This window comes from Streptomyces sp. NPDC097129, from assembly GCF_055668065.1.
On sequence record NZ_JBVOQE010000001.1, the window covers coordinates 1,079,462 to 1,098,946 of the forward strand.

17 protein-coding genes and 1 tRNA gene are annotated in these 19,485 nt (G+C 73.3%); 11 read left to right on the forward strand and 7 right to left on the reverse strand.

Annotated features, from left to right (window positions below):
* Positions 1-21 precede the first annotated feature (21 nt).
* Together AC0B9F_RS04830 and AC0B9F_RS04835 are read left to right on the forward strand one after the other, a co-directional pair.
* Positions 22-94, forward strand: a tRNA-His gene (locus AC0B9F_RS04830).
* Positions 95-137: 43 nt separating this feature from the next.
* Positions 138-671, forward strand: coding sequence for a GNAT family N-acetyltransferase (locus AC0B9F_RS04835; RefSeq protein ID WP_471998780.1), 534 nt, complete (start codon positions 138-140; stop codon positions 669-671).
* Between the two features lie 99 nt (positions 672-770).
* Here the strand turns inward: AC0B9F_RS04835 and AC0B9F_RS04840 are convergent, their stop codons facing one another.
* Entirely contained in the window at positions 771-1,832 is a 1,062-nt protein-coding gene (locus AC0B9F_RS04840; protein ID WP_471998781.1) for a LacI family DNA-binding transcriptional regulator, read from the reverse strand.
* A gap of 332 nt (positions 1,833-2,164) precedes the next feature.
* Here AC0B9F_RS04840 and AC0B9F_RS04845 point away from each other — a divergent pair, with 332 nt between their 5' ends.
* From AC0B9F_RS04845 to AC0B9F_RS04860, 4 genes are all read left to right on the forward strand, one after another.
* The gene (locus AC0B9F_RS04845; RefSeq protein ID WP_471998782.1) at positions 2,165-3,499 is read left to right on the forward strand and encodes an ABC transporter substrate-binding protein; all 1,335 of its coding nucleotides are present in this window, start codon (positions 2,165-2,167) and stop codon (positions 3,497-3,499) included.
* Positions 3,496-4,527 carry a carbohydrate ABC transporter permease gene (locus tag AC0B9F_RS04850; RefSeq protein ID WP_471998783.1) on the forward strand — a complete coding sequence of 344 codons (1,032 nt, stop codon included), beginning with the start codon at positions 3,496-3,498 and terminating at the stop codon, positions 4,525-4,527. Before AC0B9F_RS04845 ends, AC0B9F_RS04850 begins: the two co-directional genes overlap by 4 nt.
* Complete coding sequence (locus AC0B9F_RS04855; RefSeq protein WP_471998784.1) at positions 4,524-5,417, forward strand: carbohydrate ABC transporter permease; 894 nt, start codon at positions 4,524-4,526, stop codon at positions 5,415-5,417. The genes AC0B9F_RS04850 and AC0B9F_RS04855 overlap by 4 nt, the downstream gene beginning before the upstream one ends.
* 116 nt (positions 5,418-5,533) lie before the next feature.
* Positions 5,534-6,979: a GH1 family beta-glucosidase gene (locus AC0B9F_RS04860; RefSeq protein ID WP_471998785.1), complete on the forward strand. Its 1,446-nt coding sequence runs from the start codon at positions 5,534-5,536 to the stop codon at positions 6,977-6,979.
* 54 nt (positions 6,980-7,033) lie between these two features.
* Here AC0B9F_RS04860 and AC0B9F_RS04865 read toward each other — a convergent pair whose 3' ends face one another.
* From AC0B9F_RS04865 to AC0B9F_RS04875, 3 genes are all read right to left on the reverse strand, one after another.
* On the reverse strand, positions 7,034-8,518 hold the full coding sequence (locus AC0B9F_RS04865) for a glycoside hydrolase family 18 protein (RefSeq protein WP_471998786.1): 1,485 nt from the start codon (positions 8,516-8,518) through the stop codon (positions 7,034-7,036).
* 170 nt (positions 8,519-8,688) lie between these two features.
* Positions 8,689-10,065 (reverse strand): sensor histidine kinase, encoded by a 1,377-nt coding sequence (locus AC0B9F_RS04870; protein ID WP_471998787.1) that lies wholly within the window; start codon positions 10,063-10,065, stop codon positions 8,689-8,691.
* Complete coding sequence (locus AC0B9F_RS04875; RefSeq protein WP_471998788.1) at positions 10,062-10,769, reverse strand: response regulator transcription factor; 708 nt, start codon at positions 10,767-10,769, stop codon at positions 10,062-10,064. Before AC0B9F_RS04875 ends, AC0B9F_RS04870 begins: the two co-directional genes overlap by 4 nt.
* A 141-nt stretch (positions 10,770-10,910) precedes the next feature.
* Here AC0B9F_RS04875 and AC0B9F_RS04880 point away from each other — a divergent pair, with 141 nt between their 5' ends.
* Positions 10,911-11,444 (forward strand): hypothetical protein, encoded by a 534-nt coding sequence (locus AC0B9F_RS04880; RefSeq protein ID WP_471998789.1) that lies wholly within the window; start codon positions 10,911-10,913, stop codon positions 11,442-11,444.
* Between the two features lie 9 nt (positions 11,445-11,453).
* Here the strand turns inward: AC0B9F_RS04880 and AC0B9F_RS04885 are convergent, their stop codons facing one another.
* Together AC0B9F_RS04885 and AC0B9F_RS04890 are read right to left on the reverse strand one after the other, a co-directional pair.
* A complete protein-coding gene (locus tag AC0B9F_RS04885; RefSeq protein WP_471998790.1) occupies positions 11,454-12,323 on the reverse strand; it encodes a spermidine synthase in 870 nt (289 codons plus the stop codon).
* 211 nt (positions 12,324-12,534) lie between these two features.
* Entirely contained in the window at positions 12,535-12,975 is a 441-nt protein-coding gene (locus tag AC0B9F_RS04890; RefSeq protein WP_471998791.1) for a hypothetical protein, read from the reverse strand.
* Between the two features lie 310 nt (positions 12,976-13,285).
* Between AC0B9F_RS04890 and AC0B9F_RS04895 the strand changes: the two genes are divergently transcribed.
* Positions 13,286-14,761, forward strand: a complete 1,476-nt coding sequence (locus AC0B9F_RS04895; protein WP_471998792.1) for a hypothetical protein — start codon at positions 13,286-13,288, stop codon at positions 14,759-14,761.
* 325 nt (positions 14,762-15,086) lie between these two features.
* Here the strand turns inward: AC0B9F_RS04895 and AC0B9F_RS04900 are convergent, their stop codons facing one another.
* A complete protein-coding gene (locus tag AC0B9F_RS04900; protein ID WP_471998793.1) occupies positions 15,087-15,683 on the reverse strand; it encodes a histidine phosphatase family protein in 597 nt (198 codons plus the stop codon).
* A gap of 214 nt (positions 15,684-15,897) precedes the next feature.
* On the opposite strand from AC0B9F_RS04900, the gene AC0B9F_RS04905 reads away from it, so the two are divergent.
* From AC0B9F_RS04905 to AC0B9F_RS04915, 3 genes are read left to right on the forward strand one after another with little or no spacing between them, the layout of a single operon-like run.
* A complete protein-coding gene (locus tag AC0B9F_RS04905; RefSeq protein WP_471998794.1) occupies positions 15,898-16,830 on the forward strand; it encodes a phosphatase PAP2 family protein in 933 nt (310 codons plus the stop codon).
* Positions 16,781-17,902, forward strand: coding sequence for a hypothetical protein (locus AC0B9F_RS04910; RefSeq protein ID WP_471999007.1), 1,122 nt, complete (start codon positions 16,781-16,783; stop codon positions 17,900-17,902). Before AC0B9F_RS04905 ends, AC0B9F_RS04910 begins: the two co-directional genes overlap by 50 nt.
* Positions 17,893-19,485, forward strand: a complete 1,593-nt coding sequence (locus AC0B9F_RS04915) for a hypothetical protein (protein ID WP_471998795.1) — start codon at positions 17,893-17,895, stop codon at positions 19,483-19,485. Before AC0B9F_RS04910 ends, AC0B9F_RS04915 begins: the two co-directional genes overlap by 10 nt.

Genomic DNA, 19,485 nt, shown 5'->3' on the forward strand with positions numbered 1-19,485 from the left:
AGAATCCCAGCACCGGTCATGGTGGGTGTAGCTCAGCTGGTAGAGCACCTGGTTGTGGTCCAGGATGCCGCGGGTTCGAGTCCCGTCACTCACCCTGTGAAATCAGCCGGTGACCTCGTCCAGAGGTCACCGGCTGATTGCGTTCACCGACACTCCCCGGGGGGCCCGCCCTGTACGCCGAGCCGTTCCGCACCGACCGCCTGGACCTCCTCCCCCTCCTCCCCGAGCACGCCCCGCAGATGGCCGAGGCCCTCGCCGACCCCGCCCTGCACACCTTCATCGGCGGCTCCCCCGCCACCCCGCAGGCACTGCGCGCCCGTTACGAACGTCTCGTCGCCGGCTCCCCCGACCCGGCCGTCGTCTGGTGCAACTGGGTGCTGCGGCTGCGGGAGGAGAACCTGCTGATCGGCACCGTGCAGGCCACGGTGGACACGCCGGCCGCCGAGGCCGCCGTCGCCTGGGTCGTCGGCGCCCCCTGGCAGGGGCACGGCTACGCCACCGAGGCGGCACGCGGGCTGGTGGACTGGCTGGGCCGGCAGCCGTCGGTCAGTACCGTCGTCGCCCACATCCACCCCGGCCACCTCGCGTCGGCGGCCGTGGCGCGAGCGGCCGGACTGAAGCCCACCGACGAGGAACAAGACGGCGAGACCCGCTGGCGGCTGCGACGGTAGCCGCCCCACACAGGACGACCACCCCGCACAGAACGACCGCCCCGCACAGGACCACCACCCCGCACAGGACGACCACCCCACACAGAACGACCGCCCCGCTCAGGACGACGCCCGCACCACCAGCTCCGCCGCCAGCACCACCTGCCGCCGCACGGCATCCAGCTCCCGCGAGACCGCCGGCCGGCGCTCCGCTATCTCGCTGAGCAGCAGGTCGATCATCCGCCGCCCCATCTCCTGGATCGGCTGCCGCACACTCGTCAGCGGCGGCTCCATGTGCCGGGCGATCGCGGAGTCGTCGTACCCCACCAGCGCCACGTCCTGCGGGATGCGCCGCCCGGCCGCCCGCAGCACCTGACGCGCCCCGGCCGCCGTGACGTCGGAGCCGGCGAACACCGCGTCCAGCTGCGGGCAGCGCGCCAGCAGCCGGGTCATCGCCCGCCGGCCGCCCTCCTCGGTGAAGTCGCCGGGCTCGATGAGCGTGTCGTCCACGCCCCGCCCCGCGTCCCGCAGCGCGTCCCGGTAGCCGTCGACGCGCCGCTGGGCGCCGTAGACGTCGAGGCGGCCGGTGATGTGGGCGATGCGCGAGCGGCCGCGTGCGAGCAGGTGCTCCACCGCCTGCCGGGCGCCGCCGTAGTTGTCCGAGTCCACCGACGGCAGCACCTCCCCCGCCGAACGCGGACCGCTGATCACCGCGGGGATCTCCAGCTGGGCCAGCAGGTCCGGCAGCGGGTCGTCGGCGTGCACGGAGACCAGCAGGACGCCGTCCACGCGGTGCGCGGCCAGGTACTGGGCGAGCCGCTGCCGCTCGCGGTCGTTGCCCGCGAAGATCAGCAGCAGCTGCATCTCGGTGTCGGTCAGCTCCGCGCCGACGCCGCGCAGCATGTCCGAGAAGTACGGCTCGGCGAAGAACCGGGTCTCCGGCTCGGGCACGACCAGGGCGATCGCGTCGGTGCGGTTGGCGGCCAGGGCGCGGGCGGCGGTGTTCGGGACGTAGCCCAGCTCGGCGACGGCGGCCTCGACGGCGGCGCGGGTGGTGTCACTGACCCGGGGGGAGCCGTTGATCACCCGGGACACCGTTCCCCGGCCGACACCGGCGCGCGCGGCGACCTCCTCGAGGGTGGGCCGGCCCCCGCTCCGTCCCCGCGCTCCGTGGCCTGCCATGGGCTCCGCCTCCCGCCGTCGTCGTCCCGCTGGCCTGGAATCTAACAGTCGCGCCGCCTTCAGCCGCCGCCCCGGCGGGCCCCGGCGACGCCCCCACCGGAGCCCCCGACTCCGGTTAACGGCCCGATAACTGAACGCAATTCTCCGCGTCCGTTCCCTTGACACCCCCGCACGAACCCACGACTCTTCAACACATCACTTGTGGGAGCGCTCCCACAGTACCTGACACATACATGTCCCGCACGTTCCCCGCCCGAGCCGCAGCTAGCACGAACGGGCCCAACCACTGCAGTTGGCCGGGGGGTCGGCACGTCAGGCAACAGGAGGACGCAATGCGTACGAGTACCCGCCGGTCCCACCGGCTGACGGCACTGACAGCCGTCGCCGTACTGGCCACGGGACTGCTGGCAGGCTGCGCCAGCGACGACGGCTCGTCGAGTGCCGACAACGGCAGCGGCGGCGGAGGGGGGAACGCCAAGGGCAAGGTGACGCTGTCCGTCGGCACGTTCGGGGTCTTCGGTTACAAGCAGGCCGGTCTGTACGACGAGTACATGAAGCTGCACCCGGACATCGTCGTCAAGGAGAACGTCACCACCAAGACCGACGTCTACTGGCCGAAGGTGCTCACCCGCCTCCAGGCCGGCTCCGGCACCGACGACGTCCAGGCCATCGAGATCGGCAACGTCACCGAGGCCGTGCAGACGCAGGCCGACAAGTTCGTCGACCTCGGCAAGGAGGTCGACAAGTCGCAGTGGCTGGACTGGAAGAACGCCCAGGCCACCACCAAGGACGGCAAGCTCATCGGGCTCGGCACCGACATCGGCCCGATGGCGGTCTGCTACCGCAAGGACCTCTTCGCCAAGGCCGGCATAGAGACCGACCGCACCAAACTCGCGGCGTTGTGGAAGGGCGACTGGAACAAGTACGTCGACCTCGGCAAGCAGTACATGCGGAAGGCGCCGAGCGGCACCAAGTTCGTCGACTCCGCCTCCTCCGTGTACAACGCGGTCCTCGGCGGCGAGAGCGAGCGCAACTACGACAAGGACGGCAACGTCGTCTACGACAAGTCCGCCGGCGTGAAGAAGGCCTGGAACGCCGCGATGGGCGTGGCGACGAGCGACATGTCGGCGAAGCTGAAGCAGTTCGACAAGCCGTGGGACCAGGCGTTCGCCAACGGCACCTTCGCCACCGTGGCCTGCCCGGCCTGGATGATCGGTTACATCCAGGAGAAGTCCGGCCCGGCCGGCAGCGGCAAGTGGGACGTGGCGGCGGCGCCGACCGCGGGCAACTGGGGCGGCTCCTTCATCGGCGTGCCGAAGGCGAGCAAGCACCAGAAGGAGGCCATCGCGCTGGCCAAGTGGCTGACCGCGCCCGAGCAGGAGGCGAAGGTCTTCGCCAAGCAGGCGAGTTTCCCGTCCGTCCCGGCGGCGTACGCGAGCCTGAAGCCGCAGGCCGACACCCAGGCGTACTTCTCGAACGCCCCGCTGACGCAGATCTTCTCCGACGCGGCGAAGACCATCCCGGCACAGCCGCTCGGCCCGAAGGACAAGCCGATCGACACGGCGATCTGTGACATCGGCATCGTCCAGGTCGAGCAGAAGGGCAAGACGCCCGAGCAGGGCTGGGACGCGGCCACCAGGGAAGTCAAGGACGTGCTCGGCCAGTGACCAGCTCCGAGCAGGCTCTCGCGCACCCCGCGTCGAGCGCCGAGGCCGCGCCCGGCTCCCAGCCGGGCGCGGCCCGGGGCGCTCACGGTCGCGGTACGCCGCCGGCGGACAGGGGCTCCTGGCGCAGCCGGCTGTACCGCTGGGACATGAAGGCGTCGCCGTACGCGTTCATCTCCCCGTTCTTCGTGGTCTTCGGCGCCTTCTCGCTGGTGCCGCTGCTGTACACCGCCTGGTACTCGCTGCACCATGTGCAGCTGTCCAACCTGGACGGGCAGAGCTGGGCGGGTCTCGCGAACTACAAGTCGCTGCTGTCCTCGGAGTTCTTCTGGAACGCCCTGGAGAACACCTTCACCATCGGCCTGATCTCCACCGTGCCGCAGCTCGCGGCCGCGCTCTGGCTGGCGCATCTGCTGAACTTCAGGCTGCGCGGCTCGACCGTGTGGCGGGTGGTGATGCTGACCCCGTACGCCACCTCGGTGGCGGCGGCGGCGCTGGTGTTCGCGCTGCTGTTCTCGCCGGAGAAGAACGGCATCGTCAACTGGGCCCTCGACCTGGTGGGCCTGGGCCCGGTCAACTGGCAGGAGTCCGACTGGGGTTCGCAGCTGGCGGTGTCCTCGATCGTGATCTGGCGATGGACCGGCTACAACGCGCTGATCTATCTGGCGGCGATGCAGGCGATCCCGGCGGACCTGTACGAGTCGGCGGCGATCGACGGCGCGAACCGCTGGCAGCAGTTCCGCAACGTGACGATCCCGATGCTGCGGCCGACGATCCTGTTCACCGTCGTCGTCTCCACGATCGGCGCGACCCAGCTGTTCGGCGAGCCGCTGCTGTTCGGCGGCGTGAGCGGCTCCAAGGGCGGCTCGGAGCACCAGTTCCAGACCCTCGGCCTGTACATGTACGACCAGGGTTTCATCCTCGGCAATCTCGGCAAGGCGTCCGCGATCGCCTGGACGATGCTGCTGCTCCTGCTGCTCGTCGCCGCGCTCAACCTGCTGGTCTCCCGACGGCTGAGGAAGGCCCAATGACCACCAGTGACCTGACTCTGCCACGCAAGGCCGCCCTGCGTGAGGGCCGGCGCCGGGTGATGGGCGCGGGCAAACAGCTGCACGCCGGCCCGGTCACCTACGCCGTCCTGGTCGTGTTCGCGCTGGTCTCGCTGTCCCCGCTGGTGTGGACGGCGGTCGCGGCCTCGCGCACCAACACGCGTCTGGCGCAGACCCCGCCGCCGCTGTGGTTCGGCGGGAACCTGTTCAAGAACCTCCAGACCGCCTGGGACCAGGCCGGGATGGGCACCGCGATGGTCAACACCACGTTCGTCGCGGGCACGATCACCGTCGGCACGGTGCTGTTCTCGACGCTGGCCGGGTTCGCCTTCGCCAAGCTGCGGTTCCGCTTCTCCTCGCTGCTGCTGCTGCTCACCATCGGCACGATGATGATCCCGCCGCAGCTGGCCGTCGTACCGCTGTATCTGTGGATGACGGATCTGCACTGGTCGAACCATCTGCAGACGGTGATCCTGCCGACGCTGGTGAGCGCCTTCGGCACGTTCTTCATGCGGCAGTACCTGGTGCAGGCGCTGCCGACCGAGCTGATCGAGGCGGCACGGGTGGACGGCGCGAGCAGCCTGCGGGTCGTGTGGCACGTCGTCTTCCCGGCGGCCCGGCCGGCGATGGCGGTGCTGGGGCTGCTGACGTTCGTGATGGCCTGGAACGACTTCCTGTGGCCGATCATCGCGCTGAACGGCGACAACCCGACCGTGCAGGTGGCCCTGAACCAGCTGGGCACCGGCTACATCCCCGACGACTCGGTGATCATGGCGGGTGCGCTGCTCGGCACGCTGCCGCTGCTGCTGGCGTTCCTGCTGTTCGGCAAGCAGATCGTCGGCGGCATCATGCAGGGCGCGGTCAAGGGCTGACCGCGCGAGACATTCCCGCGGGGCCGGGTCACCGCCGTCCCGGCCCCCACCCTGTTGTCCATCTGTCGGTCTTCACGACCACGAAGGTCTCCACGACCACCTATGGGAGCGCTTCCATGCCTGAGTCCGTGAACGCTGCGCATCCGGCGAATCCGGTGACGTTTCCGCCGGCCTTCCTCTGGGGCGCCGCGACCTCCGCGTACCAGATCGAGGGGGCGGTGCGGGAGGACGGCCGCACCCCCTCGATCTGGGACACCTTCAGCCATACGCCGGGCCGGACGGCCGACGGCGAGACCGGTGACATCGCGGTCGACCACTACCACCGCTTCCGCGAGGACGTGGCGCTGATGGCCGAACTGGGCCTGAACGCCTACCGCTTCTCCGTCTCCTGGCCCCGGGTGCAGCCCACCGGCCGCGGCCCGGCCGTCCAGCGCGGCCTGGACTTCTACCGCAGGCTGGTCGACGAGCTGCTGGCCCACGGCATCAAGCCGGCCGTCACCCTCTACCACTGGGACCTGCCGCAGGAGCTGGAGGACGCGGGCGGCTGGCCGGAGCGCGACACCGCCTACCGGTTCGCCGAGTACGCCCAGCTCGTCGGCGAGGCGCTGGGCGACCGGGTGGAGCAGTGGATCACCCTGAACGAGCCCTGGTGCAGCGCCTTCCTGGGGTACGGCTCCGGCGTGCACGCCCCCGGCCGCACCGACCCGGTGGCCTCGCTGAGGGCAGCCCACCACCTGAACCTGGCGCACGGCCTCGGCGCCGCGGCGCTGCGCTCGGTGATGCCGGCCCGCAACCAGGTGGCGATCAGCCTCAACTCCTCGGTGGTGCGCCCGCTGTCGCAGACCCCGCAGGACCTCGCCGCGGCCCGCCGCATCGACGACCTGGCCAACGGCGTCTTCCACGGCCCGATCCTGCACGGGGCGTACCCGCGCACCCTGCTGGAGGCCACGAGCTCGCTCACCGACTGGTCCTTCGTCCAGGCCGGCGACCTGGAGCTGATCCGCCAGCCGCTGGACGCGCTCGGCCTGAACTACTACACGCCCGCGCTGGTGTCGGCCGCCGACCCGGACGCGCCGCCCACGCGCGCCGACGGCCACGGCGCCAGCGAGCACTCCCCCTGGCCGGCCGCCGACGACGTGGCCTTCCACCAGACGCCGGGCGAGCGCACCGAGATGGGCTGGACCATCGACCCGACCGGCCTGCACGAGCTGATCATGCGCTACTCGCGTGAGGCGCCCGGGCTGCCGCTGTACATCACGGAGAACGGCGCCGCCTACGACGACAAGCCCGACCCCGACGGCCAGGTCCACGACCCGGAGCGCATCGCCTACCTGCACGGCCACCTCTCGGCGGTGCGCCGCGCGCTCACCGACGGCGCCGACGTGCGCGGCTACTACCTGTGGTCCCTGATGGACAACTTCGAGTGGGCGTACGGCTACGGCAAGCGTTTCGGCGCGGTCTACGTCGACTACGTCACGCTCGCGCGGACCCCGAAGTCCAGCGCCCGCTGGTACGGCCGGGCGGCCCGCACCGGGTCACTGCCGCCGGTGGAGGCCGCCTAGGCCCTGCCGTTCGGCCCTAGCCCCGGACACCCCGCAGGGTGTCCGGCGGGCGCCTCAGTTGTAGGCCGCGAAGGCCTTGGCGAAGGCGGACGGGGCCTGGGCGATCGAGCTGCACGTGGCGTCGGCGGACGGCTTCGGGCCGCCGGCGCAGGCCTTGTCACGGGTGGCCGACCACATCGACAGCCGGCCCAGGCCCTTGGACCTGGCGAAGTTCACCAGCCGGTTCGCGTCGTCGACCGTGAAGACCTCGGAGGAGACGTCGTTGACGCCGATCATCGGGGTCACGGCGACCGCCTTCCAGGCCGCGCTGTCGGACAGGCCGAGGACGCCCTTGATCTGCGCCTGGGTGGCGGTGGCGGCCTGCTCGGCGTAGGCGCCCATGTCGCCGCTGTAGGAGGCGCCGTAGTCCATCGCCATGATGTTGACGGCGGAGATCTTCACGCCGTTGGACTTGGCGTTGGAGAGCAGGTTCACGCCGTCCTGGGTGAGGCCCTCCGGCATGACCGGCAGGGTGAAGGAGACGTCCAGGCCGGGGTGGCTCTGCTGGAGCTTGGCGATGGCCTGGGCGCGGCGGGTGTTGGCGGCCGTGTTCGGCAGTGCGCCGCCCTCGACGTCGAAGTCGACCTTGGTGAGCTTGAACGCGTCGACCGCCTTGCCGTAGGCCGCCGCCAGCGCGTCCGCCGAGGAGCAGGAGGTGGCGAGTTCGGTGCCGCTGGCGCCGCCGAAGGAGACGCGGACGTCGCCGCCCTTGGCGCGCAGGGCGCCGATCTGGCCGGCCACGGCGTCGGCGGTCAGGTCTGTGACGCCGCCCCACTTGGGCGTGCAGCCGCCGCCGTCGGTGACGAAGGCGAGGATGTAGTTCTTCAGGCCGGTCGCGTCCGCGCTCGCGAGCAGGTCGAACGCCGGGTAGAGGGAGGTGTCGACGTACGGCGCGAATCCGGCGGACGTCGTCGTTCCGGTGCCGCTGCTCGGGGACGGGGAAGCGGTGGGCGGGTGACTGGGCCCGGCGGTCCGGGTGGGCGTCGCGGTCCGGGTGGGCCCGGCGGTCGATGTCGCGGTCGGCGTGGGGGTCTGCGACTGGGTGGGGCGGCCGCTGGGTTCCGGGGTGGCGCCGCCGTCGGCGGAACACGCGGCGTCGTCGATACGGCAGCCCGCCGGATCGCCGGTGCCGTCGACGACGAACCCGACGGTGGCCGACTCGCCCGCCCTGAGACCGTCGGTGTCCCATTTCGGCGGCGTCACGGTGACGTGCCGTCCGCTGACGCTCGACTCGCCGTTCCACAGTGAGCTGAGCTTCGCACCGGCCGGCAGGTCGAACTCGAGCGTCCAGGTCTTCTCCGCCCGGCCGCTGTTGTTGGTGACGACGTACTGCGCGGTGTAGCCGGTCGACCAGCTGCTGGTCTTCGTGTACGCGGCGTTCACCCCGGCCGCGTTCGCCGTGCCGGTGAGCAGGACCGCGCCGCCGCCGGCCACGGCCGCGGCCACCAGGCCGCCTATCACCTTGTTCCTGCCACTGATCCTGCGCCGGTGCGTGCTCATGCGTGCCTGCCTTCGCTGTTCACGGGGGGTGTGGTGCGGCAGCACGCTAGCGAGCCCGAACCGGGCAAAAGCCCTGATGCAGACGGCGATCGAGGTTCTTAGGCCGCGCTTAAGGAAGGGATCGGGACCGGTTAAAGGTAGAGACCAATGTGAGCGCCCATGCGGGGGCGTCACCTCGTGGCGAGCCGGCGGCGCCGCCGTACGCTCCCCCGGTGACCGCGCCCCGCGGGCGGGCGTCTGCGGCCGTCCAGCTGGATCCAGATCCGCACCTCCGCGCCGCCCAGCACCGAGGACCCGACGCGCACGTCACCCCCGGTGGACTCGGCGAGCCGGCGCACGATGTCCAGGCCGAGGCCGGTCGAGCCGTCGCTGCCCGAGCCCTGGCCACGGGCCATGGCCGCCTGCGGGTCGGGGATGCCGGGCCCGGCGTCGGAGACCAGCACGATCACCGCGTCCTCGCCGTTGTGCACGTCCACCGCGAAGGCCGTGCCCTGCGGGGTGTGCCGGAAGACGTTGCCGAGCAGCGCGTCCAGCGCGGCCGCGAGGTCGGCGCGGGCCACGGGTATACGCACCGGCCGCTCCACGCCGGCCAGCCGCCACTTGCGGCCCTCGTCCTCGGCGAGCGCCGACCAGAACTCCATCCGCTCCCGGACCACTTCGGCCGCGTCGCAACCGGCGCCGGGCCCGGCGGCCGCGGTCTGCGGCTTGGCCTCGCGGGCGGTGCGGATGATGGTGTCGACCTCGCGCTCCAGCTGCGCCACGGCCGCCCGGGTCTGTTCGGCGGCGGGCGTGTCGCCGAGCGAGGCCGCGTTCAGCCGCAGCACGGTCAGCGGGGTGCGCAGCCGGTGGGACAGGTCCGCGGCCAGCTCCCGCTCGTTGGCGAGGAGATGGACGACCTGGTCGGCCATCGAGTTGAACGCGACCGCCGCGAGCCGCAGTTCCGTCGGTCCCTCCTCCGGCACCCGGGCGCCGAGCCGTCCCTCGCCCAGTTCGTGCGCGCCCTCGACCAGCCGCTGCGCCGGGCGGACCATCCGCACGCCCAGCCGGTCGGCGACCGCGACGGAGCCCACGACCAGCGCCGCGCCGACGCCGGCGAGCACCGCCCAGGCCGTGCCGACGCCGTTGCTCACCTCGGACTCGGGGACGTACACCTCGACGACGACGGTGCCGAGGCTGAGCGCCACGGGCTGGAGCAGGACGGAACCGCCGGGCACCTCGGCGGTGGAGGCGCGGCCCATTCTGCGTACCGCTTCGATGTCCTGGGCGGTGGCGCGGCGGCGGCCCAGGTCGAGAGCGGGCGTGCCGTCGCCGGCCGGCAGGTGGACCGCCATGCCGTCGTCCGTGCCGGCCGAGGCGACGACCCGTTCGAGCTGCTCGCGGTCGGTGGTGATGGACAGCGCGGGCACCACGACCGCCGCCTGCCGTTCGGCGTTGGAGAAGGCGCGGTCGCGGGCCATCTCCTTGATGACGAGTCCGAGGGGGACGGCGAAGGCGACCACGACCATCGTGGTGACCGCCAGGCAGACCCGCACCAGTGCCCACCTCATCGCGGTGGCTCCGCTTCCCGCGGTGGCTCCAGCTTCACCCCGACACCGCGCAGGGTGTGCAGATAGCGCGGTTCGGCGGCGGTCTCGCCCAGTTTGCGGCGCAGCCAGGACAGATGGACGTCGATGGTCTGGTCGTCGCCGTAGGACTGCTGCCACACCTCGGCGAGCAGTTCCCGGCGGGGGACGACCACGCCGGGGCGGCCGGCGAGGAAGGCGAGCAGGTCGAACTCGCGGCGGGTGAGGTCGAGGCGCGCCCCGTCCAGTTCGGCCTGGCGGCGCAGCGGGTCGACGGTGAGGCCGCCGACGCGCAGGACCGTGGAGGGCGGGGTGTCGGCGGCGCCGCCGCGGGCGCGGCGCAGTACGGCGGCCATGCGCGCCGACAGGTGTTCCGGGGAGAACGGCTTGGTGAGGTAGTCGTCCGCGCCGGCGTTCAGCAGCCGGACGATCTCCGCCTCGTCGTCCCGGGCGGTGGCGATGATCACCGGCACGTCGGTGATGCCGCGCAGCATCTTCAGCGCCTCGGAGCCGTCCAGGTCGGGCAGTCCCAGGTCCAGGATGACGACGTCGAAACGGAAATGGGCGACCTCGCGCAGCGCCTCCAGTGCCGTGCCGACGCTGCGCACCGTGTGGGTGGCGTCGGTCAGATGCCGGATGAGCGCCGAGCGTACGAACTGGTCGTCCTCGACCACGAGCACACTTGCCATGCGCCGCACCGTACGCCATGCACGGAACGCCGGTGGGGGGCTGTGGACAACTCCCGGGTTGTGGAAAACCGGCGCCGTTGCGGGGTCCGGCGCGGCCCGTCCGTGGGACACCCGGGTGACGGGTGAGGCAGTATGGCCGCGATGCGCAGAGGACTCGTACATGTACTGGCGTGGTCGCTCGCCACGGGCGCGGCGGTCACGCTGTCGTGGTGGGGCGTGCACACGGTGATGGCGGGCACCGCGTACGACCCGCCGCGCGCCCTGCCGATCACGGCGGCGCAGGCGACGACGCAGGGGGCGGGACCGCGGGTGTCGTCCACGGCGCGGTCGGCGCCGCCGTCCGGGCGGCCCTCTGATGCGTCACCGCACTCGCCGTCACCGTCGCCGAGCCGCCGGCCGCCCGCCTCCTCCCGCCCGCCGTCCGCCTCCGCCGGCCCGTCCGCCACCGCCTCGGGCCGGGTGAAGAGCTACGACTCGAAGGGCGGCCGCGTGGTGTTCGACATCGGCCCGTCCAGCGCGTCCCTGGTGTCGGCGACCCCGCACCCGGGCTGGTCGATGCAGTGGTGGAAGACCGAGACCTGGATCCGGGTGGAGTTCGCCTCGGGCGCGGACCGGGTGTCCGTGTTCTGCACCTGGCACGACGGGCCGCCGCGGGTGGACGTCGGCACGTACTGACGGCAGCGGCTAACCGAACACCGACGGCGGCGGGGCGGGGGACGCGACCGCGGCCGCGTCCGTCACGGGAGCCGCGCCGCCGGTGAAGTCCCGCAGCGCTCTGCCGTGTTCGACCCGGCCGGGGTGCGGGTCGGAGGCCGCGCGGCGGGTCAGTTCGGCGATGGGCAGGGGCAGGTCGGAGGCGACGAGCACCGCGTTGCCGAAGCGTTTGCCGCGCAGCACCGCCGGGTCGGCGACCAGCGCGAGGTCGGCGAACCGCGCGGCGGCACTGGCGATCTGGCTCCGCAAGTACGCCAGCGGCGGGCCGTCGGCGATGTTCGCGGCGTACACACCGCCCGGCTTGAGCGCCCGGCGGACCTCGTCAAGGAACTCGGTGGAGGTGAGGTGGGCGGGGGTGCGGGCGCCGCTGAAGACGTCCGCGACGAGCAGGTCCGCCCAGCCGTCCGGGACCTTGCCGAGGCCCTCGCGGGCGTCGGCGGAGCGGACGCGGATCCGGGCGGCGGGGTCCAGCGGCAGCTCGCGGCGCACCAGCCGGACGAGGGCCGCGTCCCGCTCGACGACCTGCTGGGTGGAGCGGGGGCGGGTGGCGGCGACGTAGCGGGCCAGGGTGAGGGCGCCGCCGCCGAGATGCACGGCGTGGACGGGCTTGCCGGGCGGGGCGGCGAGGTCGATGACATGGCCGATGCGGCGCTGGTACTCGAAGGAGAGATGGGCCGGGTCGTCCAGGTCGACGTGCGACTGCGGCGCGCCGTCCACCAGCAGCGTCCAGGCCCGCGGGCGGTCCCGGTCGGGTACCAGCTCCGCGAGCCCGCCGTCGACCTGCTCCACGACGGCGTCGACGGCGGCCTGCCGGCGCCGGGGGTTCCTGGACTTGCCCATCGGGCCATTATCCGGGGTCGCGGGGTCGCGGGGTCGCGGGGTCCGGGGGTCGCGGGGGCCCGGGGTCCGGAGAGTGCGGGGCCCGGGGGTCGCGGGGCCCGGGGAGCACGCGTGGGCAGGTGGGCAGGTGGGGTGATCGGACGCGGGCAGCGCGTGAGGGGGGCAGGGCGCAGGGGGCAGGGCGCGGGGAACAGGGGCTCGCGGACGCGGGTCAGCGGCAGCTGTCCGCCGCCTCGATCAGGCGGGCCGCCTCGCCCAGGGCACGGCGCAGGACCGCCGGGTCGGTCGCCCCGTCGGCGTCGCCGGGCGGCAGCAGCCAGACCGAGCCCTCCACCGGCGGCTCCGGTGCGAGGCGCAGCCCGCGGCCGTCGGTCTGGACACAGGTACTGCCCGGGACGTCCCAGCCGGCCGCCGTACCGGGCGGGACGAGGAAGGCGAGCGTGCCGCAGCCGTCGTCGTGCAGGACCGGGCCGACCGCGTCCGAGGCGCCGCGGCGCAGGATGTCGACGGCCTCCAGGCCCTGCCGGGTCGGCACGGTGACGAGGTCGCACGCGCTCCCCGCACCGGTCGCGACGCCGACCTCCGGTCCGTAGGTGTGCGCCGCCGGCACACCCGGTGCCGCACACGGTGCGATGCTCTGGCTGGTCTCCATCCCGGCCTCCATCACGCAATTCCTGGGCACCTGTCGCGGACCGCCATGGCCTGTCGCGGCGATGCGCCTGTGGCGGTCCATCGGGTTCAACGCGTGCCCGTGTCAACGGCTACGGCGAAAGTCCGCCGCAAAGGATGGCAGTTCATGGCAGAACGGGGGTGGGATATCCGGTTTGTAGCTAAACACTGCGTGGCGGGACGACCACAGCAGGTACGTTCTTGCCGCCGGACAACAGGGTGATCACCCCGCAATGCGGGCAACTCACCTCTGTTCCGGCATGGTTCGACGGTTCGCACGAGAGGACCCGGCCATGGCGTCGTCAACGGTGAACGCCCCAGCGTCCCAGCCCAACCGGCCACCGCGGCCCAACCTCGTCTTCCGGAAGCTGCGCGGAGCGCGCTCACCGGCCGAGTTCGCCGCGCTGGTCAGGCGCGCGGCCCGGGAGATCGGTGAGCGGGTCAGCTGCGACGCGCGCTACATCGGGCGGGTCGAGGCGGGCGAGATCCGCTGTCCCAACTACGCCTACGAACGGGTGTTCCTGCACATGTTCCCTGGCCGCACGCTCGTGGACCTGGGTTTCGCACCCCGCTCGGCGGTACGCGGGCGGGCGGCGCGCGTGCCGGTCGCCGGCGGCGCCGGACCGGGCGCGGGCGGAGCTGAACCCGGCGCGGGCGTCGAACCGTATGACACGCAGGACCCGTATGACACGCACCACCACGACCACGAGGAGAGCGACGTGCTGCGTCGCGCATTCATCAGCGGCGGAGGCGCCACGGTGGCCGCCGCCTCGCTGGGCCCCATCGGGCTCGCCCCGGACGCCGCGGCGTCCGCGCGGCCCGCGGGCCTCGCCCACCTCGCGCACCTCGCCCGTCCCGCGCGCCGCGCCGGGACGAGTGAGGCGAGCGCCCTGGAAGAGGCCGTCCGCAGAATCCGGCTCCTGGACGACCGGCACGGCGCCGACGGCCTCTACCGGCGGGCAGCCGCCCCGCTGCGCGCCGCCTACGCGCTGCTGGACGCCGGCGCGACCCGGCAGGCGACCGCCGACCGGCTGCACTCGGGCGCCGGTGAGCTGGCCATCTCGGTGGGGTGGCTGGCGCACGACTCGGGGCGCTTCGAGGACGCACGCTCGCACTACGCCGAGGCGCTGGCCACCGCGCGGATGACCGGTGACGTGGGGCTGGAGGCGCACGCCTTCTGCAACATGGCGTTCCTCGCGCGCGACGCCGGGCGGCCGCGCGAGGCCGTGCGGGCGGCGCAGGCCGCGCAGCGGATCGCCCGTCCGCTGGGGTCGCCGCGGCTGATGTCGCTGCTGGCGCTGCGGGAGGCCGGGGGCTGGGCGGGACTCGCGGACCGGTTCGGGTGCGAGCAGGCGCTCGGGCGGGCGCAGGCGCTGTTCGAACGGGGGCTGTCGGACGCGGACCCGGAGTGGATGAGCTTCTACGGCGAGGCCGAGCTGGCCGGTCTGGAGGCGCAGTGCTGGTCCACGCTCGGGGACTGGGACCGGGCGGCGCGGCACGCGCGGCGGGCGGCCCGGTTGCAGGATCCGCACTTCACGCGGAACACGGCGCTGTACACGGCGGAGCTGGCGGACGATCTGGCGCGTGGGGGGCGGCCGGACGAGGCGGCCTCGGCGGGGATGACGGTGCTGGGGTTGCTGGATCAGGTGCAGTCGTCGCGGGTGCAGGGGATGTTGGCGGGGACGGCTCGGGTGCTGTTGCCTCACCGGCGGGCTTCGGGGGTGGGGGCGTTTTTGGAACGGCATGCGAGTTTGCCGCGGATGCCTTGACGGGTGGTGCGGTGCCTGCGGCGCCGGGTCGTCGTTTGTCTGCGGGTGCGTTGTGGCTGGTCGCGCAGTTCCCCGCGCCCCTTTTGTGCCTGCGGCGGCCCGTCGCGGTCGCGTCGTGGCGTGCGTCGCGCCTACCGGCGGTTTCTGAGTCGGGGCCGGGGTGGGGGGTGTCCGTCCTCGGTCCGGCCGCCCGTTTCCGACGACGGCGCCGTTGCCCGGTGCCGGACGCTGCGGGCGGACACCCCCCCACCCCGTCCCCTTCCCGCCGTCGGCGGGTGCGGCGACGTCGTGGCGGGTGCCTCGGTCCGCTCGGGTGCGGGTGGTGTCAGCCCGGGAGGTGGCCCACGTCGTTCCAGGACTCCAGGGCCGGGGCGCCGTAGGCCCAGCCGAGGATGGAGAGGGATGCGGGGTGGAGGCGGATGCGGGAGGCGAAGTGCAGGGGGAGGTCCAGCCAGCGGGCGCCGATCGCGCGCAGGATGTGGCCGTGCGCGAAGACCAGGACGTCGCGGTCCGCCGAGCGGGCCCAGGCGACGACCTCGTCGGCCCGCGCGGTCACCTCCGCCAGGGTCTCGCCCTCGGGCACCCCGTCGCGCCAGATGAACCAGCCGGGGCGCAGCGCCTGTATCTCGGCCGGCGTGAGGCCCTCGTACGCGCCGTAGTCCCACTCCATGAGCGTGTCCCACTGGGTCGCGCGGTCGCCGAAGCCGGCCAGCTCGCACGTCTCACGCGCGCGTGCCAGCGGGCTGGTGCGGACCTCCACGTCGGGCAGGCCGTCCAGCGGCGCCCGGTGCAGCCGCTCGCCGAGCAGCTTGGCGCCGCGCCGGCCCTCCTCCAGCAGCGGGATGTCCGTCCTGCCGGTGTGCCTGCCGGACAGCGACCACTCGGTCTGTCCGTGCCGTGCCAGCAGGATGCGCGGTGCCATGCGAGGGACCTTTCAGGTGAGAAGGGGGTTGGTTTCCATCATCGCGTACCGGCGGCGCGGGCAACCCGGTGGGCGCTCGTGGCGTCTTCCTGGGCCGGGGGCGGGCCGTCAGGGGTGCCGCCCACGCCGTAGAGTGACTCCCCCGCATCCGCCGGGTGATCCCGGCGCGAAGACCCGCGAAACAGCAGTGAGAAGAAGGGGGAGGGCGAATCGGATGCCGCAGACCGAGTCACCAGGCAGCGAGGCGGGCCCGGAGACCCGGTTGCGCTGGTGGACCGAGCTCCCTCTGATCCTGCTCGTGTACGGCTGCTACTCGGCCGGCCGGCTGCTCGCCCGCGGTGACGTGACCGACGCCGTCGACCACGGGCTGGCGCTCCTGCGGATCGAGCAGTTCCTGCACATCAACGCCGAGCACCCGCTGAACCGGCTGTTCACCCGCACCCCCTGGCTCGGCATCCCGGCCGACTTCTGGTACGCCTCGCTGCACTACCTGGTCACGCCCGCGCTGCTGGTGTGGCTGTTCCACGCGCACGCCGCCCACTACCGGGCCGCCCGCACCTGGCTGATGACGTCCACGTTCCTGGGGCTGATCGGCTTCACACTGATGCCGACCTGCCCGCCGCGCCTGCTGGCCGCCGGGTACGGCTTCGTCGACACGATGGCCCACTACAGCTCGTACGGCTGGTGGGGCGGCGAGGCGAGCGCGCCGCGCGGCATGGGCGGCATGACCAACCAGTACGCGGCGATGCCGAGCCTGCACGTCGGCTGGGCCCTGTGGTGCGGCGTCATGCTGTGGCGGTACGGGCGTGGCCGGGCGGCGCGGGTCGCCGCGGTGGTCTACCCCCTGGGCACCACTTTGGTGGTGATGGGGACCGCCAATCACTATCTGCTCGACGCGGTCGCCGGGGTCGCCGTGATGGGCGTCGGGCTGCTGCTCGCGCCCGTCGTGATGCGGTTCGCGGACCAGGTGCGGGCGCGGTTCACGGGCGGCTCTTCCGGCGCTCCCGCCTCGATTGTCAGTGGCGAATGCGAGACTTCGGCGGGTGAGCGAATTCCACGGCAGCGCGCATCACGGCCCGGAGCCGACGCCGAGCCGAGTGCCGCCCCCACGGACTCCGGGGACGGCGCTGCGGCACCGGCTCGCTGAGCTGCGCGGACCCGACGTACCCGCGAGGGCGCTGGACGCCCGCGCCCTCGCGGCCCTCGCCGCCAACCCGGGCTGCCGGCGGCGGGCGCTCCTCGACGGCGCCGGGGTGGACAAGGCGGCGCTGGCGGGCGCGCTGGGCGCGCCGTCGGTGTTCGGGCAGTCGCAGTTCGCCCTCACCCGTGGCAACGCCTTCGAGGCGAAGGTCAAGGCGGACGGCGGCGTGGAACTGCTGCGGCTGGTGCGGGAGAAACTCGATCCCGGCGCAGATGCGCCGGAGCGTGCCTATGCGCCGGATCTGACCGCGTCCGGGCCCGAGGGGCGTACGGCGCGTACGGCGCTGGCGCTGCGGGAGGCCGTCGAGGCGGGCGGCTGGACGCTGCTGGACCATCCGATGCTCGCCCTGGAGGTCGCCGGTTCGCCGGCGTTCCTGGAGCCGGACGCGGTGGTGGTGCACCCGGACGGCAGTTGGACGGTCGTCGAGATCAAATCCTTCCCGATGCTGGACGGTTCCGCCGACCCGGCGAAGGTGGGCGCCGCCGCCCGGCAGGCCGCCGTGTACGTGCTGGCGCTGGAGGAGGTCGCGGGCCGGATGGAGTCCGCGCCACGGGTGCGGCACCGGGTGCTGCTGGTGTGTCCCAAGGACTTCTCCAATCTTCCGACCGCCGCCGCCGTCGACGTACGCAAGCAGCGGGCCGTGACCGGCCGGCAGCTGGCCCGGCTCACCCGCATCGAGGAGATCGCCGACGCGCTGCCCGAGGGGACGTGCTTCTCCCCCGAGCTGCCCGCCGAGCAGCTCACCAAGGCCGTCGAGTCCGTTCCCGCGACGTACGCCCCTGAGTGCCTGGCCGCCTGCGAGCTGGCCTTCCACTGCCGTCGCCGGTCCCGTGAGGCCGCCGCGGTGACCTCGCTCGGCCGGGCCGTGCGGGCCGAGCTGGGCGGGCTGGCCACCGTGCCCGAGGTGCTGGCGGCCGCCCGCGGGGAGGCCGGTGACCCGGACGATCCGGCGGTGGCGGCGCTGCGCCGGGCCGCCCAGCTGCGCGCCGAGGCGCTCGAGGGGGCCGCATGTCGCTGATCGCCACCCTCGCCCGCATGGAGGCCGTCAGCAGCGGGCGCGCGCAGCCCGCCGCGACCGTGCGGCACCGGCATCTGTCCGACCGGCCGCTGGTGCTGGTGCCGCTCACCACGGCCGGTGAGGCGGGCGCCCCGCTCGGCGCGCTGGTCGGCACCGACCGGGACGCGCCGCGCCTGCTGGTCGTACCGCAGCCGCGTGACCGGGACCTGCGGTTCGCGTTCCTGGCCGAGCTGGCCGACGTCGTCCTGCCGTACGTCGAGTCGTACGGCGAGGTGGTGGAGGCCGCGGAGCGCACGGAGACCGATCCGGAGACCGGCAAGCGGGTCAAGGTCGAGGTCGACCTGTGCGCGGACGCGCCGCAGCTGATCGTGCCGAGCCGGGCCGGCGTCGACCTGGTGCGGCTGCTGGGGCGTTCGACGCGGTTCCGGCGTACGGCGGAGCAGGAGCCGGAGACGCCGTATCCCGCGCCGCCGCGGGTGCCGCTGCTGGGGCGCTGGTTCACGCACTACGCCGAGCGGGCCCGGGTGCCCGGTTCGTCGCTGCTGCTGGCCCTGACCGATGTGCTCGCCCGGCACTGGGCCACCGGTCAGTCCGGTCTGGAGGACCAGCATCTGGGGGCGCTGCTGGCGTGGATCGATCCGCCGGAGGGCGTCCTGGGGGCCGAGGCGGCGCTGGAGGCGGAGCTGGCCAGGGACGCGGTCGGGCAGTTGCGGTGCCCGCCGGCCGGGCCGGCCACCGATCCGGCGTTCGACAACAAGCTGCTCGCCCCCGCCATCGAGCGCTACGACCGGGCCCGCACCGCGCTGGCCGCCGCCGAGGACGGCGTGCAGGCCGACGGGCGGCTGGGTGCGCTCACCCGGGCGGAGGAGGAGATCCGGGAGCTGGTCGCGCGGGTCACCCTGCCCACCTGGCGGAATGTCTGGCGTGGGCTGGATCTGCTGCGGGCGCTGCCCGCGGGGGCGCATGTCGAGGAGCGGTGGACGCGGGACCGCTGGTCGTTCACCGGGCACCGGGACCGGGTGCTGGCCGGCGAGCCGCCGCAGCCGCGCCGCGACGACGCGGTCACCGCGGCGAACAAGCTCGCGGCGCGCGAGCGCGAGCAGGCGCGGCTGGAGGCGCAGGAGGCGCTCGACGACCCGCTGGTGATGGCGGGGCGGCGGCTGGCCGGGGAGGCGTTCGCCGGTGAGGTGACGGACGTGACCATGGCGTACAGCGAGGGCAAGCGGCCCAGTCCGCGCCCGCTGGTGACGGTGCGCACGGACGACCGGCCGCATCTGGGCGAGCGGGTGAAGGTGTACCGGTCGCTTGGCGGGCGGCCGCAGTCGGCGGAGTTCGTGGGCGCCGAGGAGGACGGCGCGCTGCTGGTGTTGCGGATCCTCGACAAGATGGGGCGCGGCAAGGAACCCGAGGAGGGCTCGCTGCCCGAGAAGGGCGACCGGGTGTGCTTCACGCTGTTCGAGCACGATCAGCGCGGCGGCGCGAAGCTGCCCGACCCGGAGAACACGCCGTGGACGCACGGCGGGCCGCCCGGGGAGCAGGTCATCGAGGCCGCCGATCCCGTCACCGAGGAGGACGTGCTGTGA